Below are 12,041 nucleotides of genomic sequence, written 5' to 3'. Positions count from 1 at the left end.
TTCCCGTTTGGAGACTGCAGTGACCCCCGACCGCATCGACGCGAACCCCGACGAGAACGCCGAGCACGGCGTGCTCGACGAGAGCGGGAATCTCGACACAGCCAGCATCACCATCCTCGGCGGACACATCGCGCAGGTCAGTGTCGACCTGCCCGTGACCTCGCACGACGACGACATCGACGACGATGTGGTCGAAGACGAGGTGCCCGTCGACGAGGCCGAGATCCGCTCGTTCGAGACCATCGGCCAGCCGTTCACGCTCGACGGCGGGAACGGCGCGCCCTCCCTCACCTACGTGCCCGAGCCGCAGACGGATCCGCAGCCGACGGTGCACGACGACGTGCACGTGGAGCACCTGCCGACCGGCGACATCATCCTCGAGCCGCACGACGACGTCGAGTCCGACGCGGAGCCGCACGACGAGCTCGAGGTGCACGACGCGGAGATCGTCGGCGAGCACGAGCACGAGCACGGGTCCGAGCCCGTGCACGAGCTCGGGGACGTGCAGGAGCTCGGGGACGAGGGCGGGGACGAGCGGGAGCGGGAGGATGCCGTCGAGGTGTCGTCGCGCGAGGAGCTCATCGTCGCCGGCTTCGGAGAAGACCGCATCGAACCCCAGATCGTGCTGTCCACCGACGGGTTCGACCCGGAGCCCATCCCGCAGTTCGTGCTGTCGACCGACGTGTTCGAACCCGAAGACGGGGATGACGAACAGGTCGAGGACGCGCCTGAGGACGACGAGCGTCTCGAGAGCGAGCGCGCCGCTGCTGAGCGGGCGCACGACGATCACGCCGAGGACGTGCCTGCGCACGACGAGCGTGTGGCGGAGGCGCAGGACGCTGAGCCTGCTGACGTTGAGCCCGCCGAAGTTGAGCCTGCTGACGCTGAGCCTGCTGACGCTGAGCCCGCTGAGGTCGAGCCCGCTGACACCGCGCCCGCTGATGTCGAGGTCGCGGAAGCCGAGTCCGCCGACGAGGAGTTCGCGGAGCGTGACGTCGACGAGCCGCAGCGCGCGGAGGACGATCTCGCTGAGGAACAGCCCGCCGGACACGAGTCGGTCGGACAGGAGTTCGCCGAGGATGAGACCGCGGCGCATGAACCCCGCGGTCACGACGACGTCGTGCCGGAGAGCCCCGAGCCGCCGGTCGCCGAGGATGCAGCCGCCGAGGTCGAGACCGAGGAACGGGAACAGGACGGGGCCGACATGAGCGACGCCGCATCGCACGAGCTCGAGCCGAGCGGCGGAGAGCCGGGCGCGGTCGACGAGACCACGCCGGTGAGCGAGCTCCAGGGAGCCGAGACGGAAGCCACGGGGGCAGAACCCGTCGACGACGAGCCCGAGGAGGACGCGCCCGCTCCCGAAGCGGCTCCCGCGGACACGGGAGCGGCCACGGCGCCCGCCGCCGCCACGACCGGCGCGGTCCCCACCGATGCCGCGCCCACCGATGCCGCCCCCACCGGTGCCGTCCCGACGACCACCGGCACCGTCCCGACGACCACCGGTGCCGTCCCGACCGCCACCGGTGCCGTCGCAACCACCACCGGTTCGATTCCGCGGACCCGCGCGGAGCGTGCGGCGACCGGCGCGATCGGCACCGTTCCCCTCACCCGCCGCGAGGTCCACCAGGCCGACGAGGCGGCACGCGTGGGCCGCGCGCACGCGACCGAGCGTGTTCGCACCCCCGGTCCCGACCTCACCCTCACGTCCAAGCGGTCGAGCGCGATCGACGATGCGCGTGAGAGCCCCGACCTGCTGACCGCCGACCGCCTGCTCGATCCTCGGCAGGTCGCGCGGCCCGAGCCCGAGGGGCTGTGGCAGCAGCTCGTGTACTCGATGTCGGGCCACCGGATCAACCTCGGCGACGGTCGACGCGCGCGCCAGCGCAAGGAGCTCGACCGTCGTATCGCGGCTCCACTCTCGGGAGGCGCGCGCTTCGTCCCGGTCCTGTCTCGCAAGGGCGGCGTCGGAAAGACCACGGTCACCTCGCTCCTGGGGATGGCCCTCGCGGATGCCCGCGATGACCGTGTCATCGCCGTCGACGCCAACCCCGACCGCGGGACGCTCGCCGACCGCGTGGGCCGCCCCAACGGCCGCACGGTGCGCGACCTCGTGCGCGCGCACGACGAGGTCGACGGGTACCACGACGTCTCGTCCATCGTGGCGCGCGATGCCACACGCCTCGACGTCCTGGCATCCGATTCCGATCCGCGGGTGTCCGAGGCTTTCAGCGACGATGACTACCGGCAGGTGGCCGACGTCGCCGCGCACTACTACTCGATCGTGCTGACCGACACCGGGACGGGCATCGTGCACTCGGTGATGGAGGCGACTCTCGAGCGCGCCGACTCCCTCGTCGTCGTCGCCGGGCTCTCGGTCGACGAGGCGCGGCTGGCGTCCGAGACGCTCACGTGGCTCGAGACCAACGGCTACGCGGACCGGGTGCGTTCCGCCGTCGTCGTGATCAACTCCGCTCGACCGGGCACGCCGCTCGTGCGCGAGAGCGAGCTCGAGGCGCACTTCCGCACGCGCGTGCAGACGGTGATCCGGATGCCGTACGACCCGCGCATCGCGGCCGGAAGCGCCATCTCGTTCCGCGACCTCCAGCCCGAGACCCGCCTCGCCGCGCGCCAGCTCGCGGCGGCGGTCGTCGAGGGCCTGCGTGCTCCGGTGGCGGCGGCATGACCGTTCGGCCCATCCGCCTCTTCGGCGACCCGGTTCTCCGCGCGCCCAGCGCGCCCATCGAGACGATCGACGACGGCATCCATGCTCTCGTCCGCGACCTCCTCGACACGGTCGAGCCCCCGGGACGCGCCGGTGTCGCCGCTCCGCAGATCGGCGTGGGCCTGCGCGCCTTCAGCTACAACATCGACGGTGACATCGGCTACGTGCTGAACCCGGTCCTGGTCGAGACGCGCGGCGAGCCGCAGCTCGTGGGGGAGGGATGCCTCTCCGTCCCGGGCCTGTGGCACGAGGCGACGCGGTACCCCTGGGCGAAGGTCGTCGGCATCGACCTCGACGGGAACGAGGTCGTGCTCGAGGGGGAGGGGCTCCTGGCCCAGGCCCTCCAGCACGAGACCGATCACCTCGACGGCATGCTCTACCTCTCGCGCCTTCCCGCCGACACCCGCCGGGAGGCCATGCGCCAGATCCGCGAGAGCGACTGGTTCTGACCGGCTCGGCCCCGCCGTGAGGACAGGGGCCGCGGTGAGAACAGGCCGATTCGGCGCAGATTCCCCTGCGCTCCTCGCATCCCCTGTTCTCGGCGCAGCGAAACGGCCCGGCCCCGCGAGGGACCGGGCCGTTCGTCATCCCACGTCAGGGCAGCGAGACGTTCGTGGTGTTGATCGGCACCGCGTAGATGTCCTCGATCGCGTCGGCATAGTCCTTCACGATGACGTTGCGCTTGATGCTCATCTTCGGCGTCAGGTGGCCGCTGGCCTCGGTCCACTCGGTCGGCAGGATCGTGAACTTGCGGATCGACTCCGCGCGCGACACGCGCGTGTTGGCGCGGTCGATCGCGCCCTGCACCTCGGCGCGCACCTTCTCGTTCGTCGCCGCGTCCGCCAGGGACATGTCGGCGGGCAGGCCGTTGTTGGCGAGCCAGGTCGGCAGCATCTCGGGGTCGAGCGTCACCAGGGCCGAGATGAACGGCTTGTGGTCGCCGACGACGACCACCTGACCGACGATCGGGTTGGCGCGGATCGGGTCCTCGAGAGCGGCGGGGGCGACGTTCTTGCCTCCGGCCGTGACGATGATCTCCTTCTTGCGCCCGGTGATCGCGAGGAACCCGTCGCTGTCGAACGCTCCGATGTCGCCCGTCTTGAACCACTCGCCGTCGAACGCCTCGGCCGTGGCCTCGGGGTTCTGCCAGTACTCGCGGAACACGTTGACGCCGCGCACCTGGATCTCACCGTCCTCGGCGAGACGGATGCCGACCCCGGGGAGCACGGGACCGACGGTGCCGATCTTCGACTTCGTGGCGAGGTTCACGGTCGCCGGTGCCGTCGTCTCGGTGAGCCCGTAGCCCTCGAGGATCACGACCCCGAGGCTCCGGAAGAAGTGACCGAGGCGCGGACCCAGGGGAGCGGACCCCGAGACGGCGTACACGACGCGTCCGCCCATGGCATCCCGAAGCTTGGAATAGACCAGCTTGTCGAACAGCGCGAACTTGATCTTGAGCAGCAGCGGGATCGACTTCCCGTCCTGCAGGCGCTGCGAGTGCTCGATCGCCGCCTCGGCGGCGGCGCGGAAGATCTTGCCCTTGCCGCCGGCCTCGGCCTTCTGCTCGGCGGAGTTGTAGACCTTCTCGAACACGCGCGGCACGGCGAGGAGGAACGTCGGCTTGAACGACCCGAGCGCGGGGAGCAGCTGCTTGGTGTCGGGCTGATGTCCGGTCTTGACGCCCGCGTGCACGTTCAGCAGCGAGATGAAGCGCGCGAACACGTGCGCGGTCGTGATGAACAGCAGGGTCGAGGCGCCGGGCGTCTCGACGACCTCGTGGAGCGCTTTGGCAGAGTTGCGCGCCAGCTCGACGAAGTTGCTGTGCACCAGCACGCACCCCTTGGGGCGGCCGGTCGAGCCCGAGGTGTAGATGAGGGTGGCCACGTCGGACGCCTTCGCGAGATGACGGCGACGCTCGATCTCTTCGTCGGTGATGTGGGTACCGTTCGCGACGAGCGCGTCCAACGCGCCCGAATGCATCGGCCACACCTCGCGCACGAGCGGGAGGTCGCTGCGCACCTCGTCGAGACGATCCGCGTGCTCCGGTGATTCGAGGACGACCGCGATGGCACCCGAGTCCGAGAGGATCCACGAGATCTGCGAGGGCGAGCTGGTCTCGTAGACGGGGACCATGATCGCCCCCGCGTAGAACAGCGCGAAGTCGACGAGCGTCCAGTCGTATGTCGTGCGGGCGATGAAGGCCACCTTCTCGCCGGGTTGGACACCCGCCGCGACGAAGCCCTTGGCCAGCGCGATCACCTGCCGCTCGAATTCCGCGGCCGTGATGTCGCGCCATCCGTCGGCATCGGGGACGGCGAACAGCGGTCGGTCGGGGGTCGCCCGGACACGGTCGGCCAACAGGTCGGACGTGTTGGCGTCCGGGTCGGCTTCGACGATGGGGGGGAGGTCGAACTGGATCACGGCAACTCCTTCGGTACCGGAAAAATGTCGATCGGTCCGTCGAGTCTATCCGGACGGCTCCCCGCGTCCGCGGCAGGCACCCCGTCCCGCACGGGTCGCGGAGGGTGGCTAGACTGCTCCGGGCCGCGCCGGGTGGCGTGCCGGAGGGGAGCACGGTGCAGAACGTCGGCATCGATATCGGAGGCACGAAGATCGCGGGAGGCGTGGTCGCCGAGGACGGCACCATCGTCGAGAAGCTCCGCGTGGACACCCCGATCGATCCGTCCGCCCTGGTGGATGCCGTCGTCGACATGGCCGATCACCTGCGCCGGACCCACGAGATCCACGCGATCGGCGTCGCCGCCGCCGGGTTCATCAGCTCGGATCGCAGCACGGTCATCTACGCCCCGAACATCGACTGGCGCAACGAGCCTCTGCGCGCGCGCCTCGAGGACCGCCTGCACGCCCCCGTGACGATCGAGAACGACGCCAACGCCGCCGGCTGGGGCGAGTACCGCTTCGGTGCGGGACAGGGCGTTCGCGACATGGTGATGCTGACCATGGGCACCGGCGTCGGCGGCGCCGTGGTGACCGACGGAGAGCTCTTCCGCGGCGGCCACGGCATCGGCGCCGAGCTGGGCCACATGCGCTTCGTGCGCGGCGGTCACCCCTGCGGATGCGGACAGAACGGATGCCTCGAGCAGTACGCGTCCGGACGCGCGCTGCAGCGCGAGGCCAACGCCATCGCCGACGAGGGCGGTATCGGGGCCGCCCTGGCCGCGGTGCGCGACGAGAAGGGCGCGATCCCCGGCCCCGCCGTCTCGCGCCTCGTGCTCGCCGGCGACCCGGGTGCGGTGGAGGCGCTTCGCCGCGTGGCCACGGCGCTCGGCGAGGCGTGCGGCGGATTCCAGGCCGTGCTCGACCCGGAACTCTTCGTGATCGGCGGCGGTGTGGCCCAGCTGGGCGCGGATCTGCTGGTCCCGGTGAAACTCGCCTACGAGACCTCGCTCCCGGGGTACGGTGAACGTCCGGTGGCCGAGTTCACGATCGCGCGACTGGGCAACGACGCCGGTCTCATCGGCGTCGCGGATCTGGCGGGCAAGGAGCGCTGACGATGTTCTACTGGCTCATGAAGTACGTCGTGATCGGCCCGGTCATCAAGGCCGTGTTCCGTCCGTGGCTCGTGGGCCGGCGCAACATCCCGCGCGAGGGCGCCGCCATCCTCGCCAGCAACCACCTGTCGTTCTCCGACTCGATCTTCCTCCCGCTCATGATCGACCGCCGGATGGCGTTCCTGGCCAAGAGCGACTACTTCACCGGCAAGGGCCTGAAGGGCTGGGCCACGCGCCTGTTCTTCACCGCGACCGGACAGCTTCCCATCGACCGCTCCGGGGGCAAGGCCTCCGAGGCCTCGCTCAACACGGGACTCGGCGTGCTCGGGCGCGGCGAGTTGCTCGGCATCTATCCCGAGGGCACCCGCAGCCCCGACGGCACGCTGTACCGCGGCCGCACCGGCATCGCGCGCATGGCGATCGAGGCCCGTGTCCCCGTGATCCCCGTGGTCATGGTCGACACCGGCGCCGTCATGCCGATCGGCCAGCGGCTGCCGCGCGTGGGGCGCGTGGGAATCGTCGTCGGCGAACCGCTCGACTTCTCGCGCTTCGAGGGGATGGAGGGCGATCGGTACATCCTCCGATCGGTCACCGACGAGATCATGGTCGCCCTGCAGCGCCTCGGTGAGCAGCGCTACGAGGACGTCTACGCCTCGACCGTGAAGGACCGTCTCGCCACCTCCCAGGCGGCGAAGGCGCCGTCGTCGCGCCACTAGACTTCAGGGGTGAATCAGCAGCTCCACGACCTCGACCACTGGCGTTCCCTGCCCATCAAGCAGCAGCCGCAGTGGTATGACGAGGGCGCGGTGGCCGCGGCATCCGCAGAGTTGGCGACCCTCCCGCCGCTGGTGTTCGCCGGCGAGGTCGACATCCTGCGCGATCGTCTCGCTCGTGCCGCCGCCGGTCAGGCGTTCCTCCTGCAGGGCGGTGACTGCGCCGAGACGTTCGCCGGTGCGACCGCCGAGCAGATCCGCAACCGCATCAAGACGGTGCTCCAGATGGCCGTCGTCCTCACGTATGGCGCCTCGATGCCCGTGGTGAAGATGGGCCGCATGGCAGGGCAGTTCGCCAAGCCCCGTTCGAGCGACGTCGAGACCCGCGGGGGAGTGACCCTTCCCGCGTACCGCGGAGACATCGTCAACGGCTACGACTTCACCGAGGAGTCCCGCAAGGCCGATCCCGCGCGCCTGCTCAAGGGCTACCACACGGCCGCGTCGACCCTGAACCTCATCCGCGCCTTCACTCAGGGCGGCTTCGCCGACCTGCGCGAGGTGCACAGCTGGAACAAGGGCTTCGCGAGCACCCCCGCCAACCAGGCCTACGAGGCGATGGCGACCGAGATCGACCGGGCGATCAAGTTCATGGAGGCCGCCGGCGCCGACTTCGACGAGCTGACGCGCGTCGAGTTCTACACCGGCCACGAGGGCCTGCTCATGGACTACGAGCGCCCGATGACGCGGATCGACTCGCGCACCGGTCTGCCGTACAACACCTCGTCGCACTTCCAGTGGATCGGGGAGCGCACGCGCGAGCTCGACGGCGCGCACGTCGACTACTTCTCGAAGATCCGCAACCCCATCGGTGTCAAGCTCGGCCCCACCACCACGGCCGAGACGGCGCTCGCGCTGATCGACAAGCTCGACCCCGAGCGCGAGCCGGGTCGCCTGACGTTCATCACGCGCATGGGTGCGGGCAAGATCCGCGACGCCCTGCCGCCGCTGCTCGAGGCCGTGCGCGACTCCGGCGCCACGCCGCTCTGGGTCACCGACCCCATGCACGGCAACGGCATCACGACACCGACCGGCTACAAGACGCGTCGCTTCGACGACGTCGTCGACGAGGTGCGCGGATTCTTCGAGGCGCACCGCGCGGTGGGCACGCACCCCGGCGGCATCCACGTCGAGCTCACCGGTGACGATGTCACCGAGTGCCTCGGTGGCGCGGAGCAGATCGACGAGGCCACCCTCGCGACCCGCTACGAGAGCCTCTGCGACCCGCGCCTGAACCACCGCCAGAGCCTCGAGCTCGCGTTCCTCGTGGCCGAGGAGCTCGAGAAGCGCTGAGTCTTCCCGGCCGTCCGACGCCCCCGACCCGTTGCGGTCGGGGGCGTCGGACGGCCGGGCGGTCCCTTCGACGGGCTCAGGGACCTTCGGCGGGCTCAGGGACCTTCGACGCGCTCAGGACCTTTGACGGGCTCAGGGACCTTCGGCAGGCTCAGAGGGCACGCTCGCGAGGTGGCTGAGCTCGTCGAAGCCCCGCCCCGCCGCGTGACGCGCGCTACAGCGTCGGCGTCAGCGTGATCGTGCTGCCCTGCGGGGCCGTCGTCCCGGCCTTGGGGTTGCTCGAACGGACCTTGTAGATGTCCCAGTACTTGAACCCGAGCGGGAGCGTCCCGTCGTCGATGCCCGCGTTGACCTCGAAGCCGAGGTTCTCCAGCGCCGTCACGGCATCCCGGATGGACATGCCCACGATGTTCTCGGGGATCATCACCGGCTTCGGCCCGATCGACACCCGCAGCGTGACCGTGTCTCCGGGTCGCCAGTTGCCCCCGCCGTCGCGGTCGCCGATCGCGATCACGGTGCCCGAGGCGACGGAGTTGCTGTACTCCTCGCTCGTCGTGGTCTTCAGGTTCGCGGCCTGCAGCTTGCTCTCGGCATCCGCCGTCTTCAGCCCCGCGACATCGGGCACGGGTCCGAGCGACGCGGTCAGCGTCGCGGCGTCGCCCTCGTAGACCGTGCAGCCGCCCGTGCAGTCGATCGCGTCGCCGCCGGAGCGGGGAGTGATGGATGCCGACAGGACGGTGTCGGGGCCGGCGTCGGTGAACTCCTGCGCGACGTCCCCCACGCCGACGAACGCGGCCTCGAGGATGCCGCGGACCTCCTCGACGCTCTTGCCCTGGAGCTCCGGCAGCTGGTGGGTGGCCGGTCCCGCCGAGACGAAGACCGTCACCACGGTCTCCTTGTCGAGACGGGAACCCGCCACCGGATCAGATCCGACCGTCGTTCCGGCGGGAATCTCGCGGTCGTTCACGTCCTGCGACTGCGCGCGCAACTGATTCTGGGTCAGCAGGCTCTCGGCATCCGCGAAGCTCCGTTGCGAGACGTCGGGCACCTCGACGAGCGAGCCGGGTCCGGAGCCGAACCACCATCCGGTCGCCGCCGACCCACCCGCGAGCACCAGGACGAGCAGCAGGAGCCACACGCCGCGCGCCGTGCGTCGGCGCGTCTTGGCGCGCAACCGCGTCGCGTTGTCGACGTCCTCGGTCGGGGCGTCCGGGATCGTGGCGGTCTGGGGGAGCACCTTCGTCAGCTCCCGGGATTCCGCGGGGCTGGCGGGCCCGACGGTGCCGACGGAGACGGCTCGAGCGACCTGCGGGGCGAGGCCGAGCTCTTTCTCGACCTCGCGGAGTCGCTGCAGCATCGCGCCGGCGTCGAGGGGGCGGTCGTCGGGCTCTCGCTCGGTCGACCAGAGCACGAGCTCGTCGAGTTGCTCGGGAACCGACGGGTTCTTCGCGCTCGGCCGCGGCACCGAGTCGGTCGCGTGCTGGTAGGCGATCTGCATCGGCTGCTCGCCCTTGTAGGGCTGCTCGCCCGTGAGCATCTCGTACAGCATGATGCCGAGGGAGTAGATGTCGCTGCGCGCGTCGGCCGTGCCACGGGTCACGAGCTCGGGTGCGAGGTAGGCGATCGTGCCCATCAGCTGCGCGCCGCTGGCGGTGTTGGCGGTCGTCGCGCGGGCCAGACCGAAGTCGCCGATCTTGATGCGCCCGTCCTCGGCGAGGAGCACGTTCTCGGGCTTGACGTCGCGGTGGACGATGCCGGCGCGGTGGGCGGCGGCGAGGCCCGACAGGATGGCATCCATGATCGTCAGGGTCTGATCGACCGTGAGGCGCTTGTGCTCGCGCAGCAGCTCGCGCAGCGTGATGCCCGGCAGGTATTCCATGACGAGATAGGCCATCTCGCCGTCCTGGCCCTGGTCGAACACGTTCACGACGTGCGGGTCGCTCAGACGCGCCGCCGAGCGCGCCTCCTGGATGAACCGGCTCTGGAACACGGTGTCGTCGCTGAGGTGCCCGTGCATGACCTTCAGCGCGACCCGGCGCTCCAGGCGCAGGTCGGTCGCGACGTACACGGTCGCCATGCCGCCGCGCGCGATGCGCGCGCGCACCCGGTACCGGCCGTCGACGAGACGGCCGATCAGCGGGTCGGCCTGCTGACTCGTGCTCACGATCCGAGTCTACGGAGCGCCCCCTGGGAGCTCCGGGAGCGGCTCACCCCTACCTCAGCCGAGAACGGCGAGCCATGTGGTCGCCGGCTGCTCCCATTGCGCGTACCGGTCGGGGTACGCCGAGATCTGCACGGCCTGCGCGGCGTCGGCGTACGGGAGGTTCTCCCATCCCGGGATGTCGAGGAGCCCGCGCGTGTCGGAACCGTTGGGATCCGCGGGTCCGCCGTAGAAGACGCGGGTCGAACGCTCGCGATCGAGGATCTGATCGGGCGTGCCCCATCCCGTGCTCGGGCGCTGCTGGAACAGACCGAGGGAGTCGCGGTCGCCCCAGTCGAGGTTTCGCAGCCACGATTCCTGCATGGCGGTGCCGAGGGCGATCAGGATGCCCCGGTCCGACACGCCGAGCTCGCGCCCGACGCGGATGATCAGCCGGGCGTTCTCGGACTGCTCCGCGTCCAGGCCGGGTGCGAGGACCGGATCGACGGATGCCGGGCCGGGTGCCGCCGCGGACGGGATCTGCAGCACTTCGCCGGGGTAGATGATCGAGTCGCGCGTGAGACCGTTGGCGGCGAGCACGGCATCGGTCGAGACGCCGTGGGCGGCCGCGATCGCCGAGACGGTGTCGCCGGCGGTGACCTCGTAGCCGACCGGCGCGACTTCGGGGGCGGGAGCCGCGGGGGCGGGCATCGCGACGCCGAGGCTGAGCACCTGCCCGGGACGGATGATGCTGTCTCCGGCCAGGCCGTTCGCGGCCTGGAGCGCCCCGACGTCGAGGCCGTAGCGCTGGGCGATGCCCCAGACGGTGTCTCCGGGCTCGACCGTGTGGGTCGCGGGGACGGCTGCGGCCGCCTGCATCACGGGGATCTGCGCGAGCGACGCGGGTGCGGGAGGGAGGGCGGTGAGCGGGGGCGCGGGCGGTGCCGCGTGGGCGCTGCTCTCACCGGTGAGAGCCAGCGCGATCGTTCCGACGACCGCGGCGGGCAGGATGACGCTCGACCGGGGGAGGGAGGGCAGGACGGGGGAGGGAAGTCGACGCATGGTGGGGGGATTCCGTTCTTTCGACTGCCGAAACGCTCCCATGGCATGGGAAGGATGTCAACGCGTGAGGCCTGTGTGACACGTGTGACGACGGTGTCGGAACGCGTTCCCGGGCTCCACGATGAGAAGATGGGGTCGTGAGCGAAACCCCCCGTTACGAAACCGCGTGGCTGACGATCCCCGATCTCGTCGAGATCCTGGGCGAGCCGCACGGACGTGTGCGCCGACTGCTCGACGAGCACTACCTCGTCGGTTCGCGCCGCGACGGTGTGCTGCGCATCCCCGCCGTCTTCATCGTCGACGGGCGCCCGTTGCCGGCCCTGCGCGGCACGATCATCGTCCTGCACGATGTCGGCTTCGATGAGGACGAGACCATCGACTGGCTGCTCACCCCGGAGGACAGCATCGGTGTCGCACCGATCGAAGCGCTCCTGGCGGGCCGCAAGAGCGAAGTGCGGCGGGTCGCCGCGACGCTGGCCTGAGCGGACTCCGCCCCTCCTGTCGTCGCGTTCTCGTGGCGCGCGTGGCGCGTCGTCCCGGGA

General features: G+C 70.5%; 9 protein-coding genes. 6 read left to right on the top strand and 3 right to left on the bottom strand.

The genetic code is table 11. From position 1 onward, the window contains the following. The first annotated feature begins 19 nt into the window (after positions 1–19). Positions 20–2,683: a MinD/ParA family ATP-binding protein gene (locus MTES_RS19765; protein ID WP_013583213.1), complete on the top strand. Its 2,664-nt coding sequence runs from the start codon at positions 20–22 to the stop codon at positions 2,681–2,683. Then, a complete protein-coding gene (locus MTES_RS00595) occupies positions 2,680–3,171 on the top strand; it encodes a peptide deformylase (protein WP_013583212.1) in 492 nt (163 codons plus the stop codon). The genes MTES_RS19765 and MTES_RS00595 overlap by 4 nt, the downstream gene beginning before the upstream one ends. Positions 3,172–3,316: 145 nt before the next feature. Here MTES_RS00595 and MTES_RS00590 read toward each other — a convergent pair whose 3' ends face one another. Next, positions 3,317–5,143 carry an AMP-dependent synthetase/ligase gene (locus MTES_RS00590; protein WP_013583211.1) on the bottom strand — a complete coding sequence of 609 codons (1,827 nt, stop codon included), beginning with the start codon at positions 5,141–5,143 and terminating at the stop codon, positions 3,317–3,319. A gap of 155 nt (positions 5,144–5,298) precedes the next feature. Here MTES_RS00590 and MTES_RS00585 point away from each other — a divergent pair, with 155 nt between their 5' ends. From MTES_RS00585 to MTES_RS00575, 3 genes are read left to right on the top strand one after another with little or no spacing between them, the layout of a single operon-like run. Then, entirely contained in the window at positions 5,299–6,234 is a 936-nt protein-coding gene (locus tag MTES_RS00585; protein WP_013583210.1) for an ROK family glucokinase, read from the top strand. 2 nt (positions 6,235–6,236) lie between these two features. Beyond that, entirely contained in the window at positions 6,237–6,950 is a 714-nt protein-coding gene (locus tag MTES_RS00580) for a lysophospholipid acyltransferase family protein (protein ID WP_013583209.1), read from the top strand. A gap of 9 nt (positions 6,951–6,959) precedes the next feature. Further along, positions 6,960–8,297: a class II 3-deoxy-7-phosphoheptulonate synthase gene (locus MTES_RS00575; protein WP_013583208.1), complete on the top strand. Its 1,338-nt coding sequence runs from the start codon at positions 6,960–6,962 to the stop codon at positions 8,295–8,297. Positions 8,298–8,511: 214 nt separating this feature from the next. Here the strand turns inward: MTES_RS00575 and pknB are convergent, their stop codons facing one another. Continuing rightward, positions 8,512–10,461 carry a Stk1 family PASTA domain-containing Ser/Thr kinase gene (gene pknB / locus MTES_RS00570; protein WP_013583207.1) on the bottom strand — a complete coding sequence of 650 codons (1,950 nt, stop codon included), beginning with the start codon at positions 10,459–10,461 and terminating at the stop codon, positions 8,512–8,514. Positions 10,462–10,515: 54 nt separating this feature from the next. Further along, positions 10,516–11,499 carry a lytic transglycosylase gene (locus MTES_RS00565; protein ID WP_013583206.1) on the bottom strand — a complete coding sequence of 328 codons (984 nt, stop codon included), beginning with the start codon at positions 11,497–11,499 and terminating at the stop codon, positions 10,516–10,518. A gap of 137 nt (positions 11,500–11,636) precedes the next feature. Between MTES_RS00565 and MTES_RS00560 the strand changes: the two genes are divergently transcribed. Further along, positions 11,637–11,981 (top strand): Rv2175c family DNA-binding protein, encoded by a 345-nt coding sequence (locus MTES_RS00560; RefSeq protein WP_013583205.1) that lies wholly within the window; start codon positions 11,637–11,639, stop codon positions 11,979–11,981. Positions 11,982–12,041 lie beyond the last annotated feature (60 nt).

This window comes from Microbacterium testaceum StLB037, from assembly GCF_000202635.1.
Taxonomy (GTDB): domain Bacteria; phylum Actinomycetota; class Actinomycetes; order Actinomycetales; family Microbacteriaceae; genus Microbacterium; species Microbacterium testaceum_F.
Note: the sequence above shows the minus strand (reverse complement) of the source record. Positions and strands in the feature narration are given on the sequence as shown.

Coding starts and splice junctions, on each gene's coding strand:
- MTES_RS00595 (WP_013583212.1), top strand. CDS start 2,680: ATGACCGTTCGGCCCATCCGCCTCTTCGGCGACCCGGTTCTCCGCGCG.
- MTES_RS00580 (WP_013583209.1), top strand. CDS start 6,237: ATGTTCTACTGGCTCATGAAGTACGTCGTGATCGGCCCGGTCATCAAG.
- MTES_RS00565 (WP_013583206.1), bottom strand. CDS start 11,499: ATGCGTCGACTTCCCTCCCCCGTCCTGCCCTCCCTCCCCCGGTCGAGC.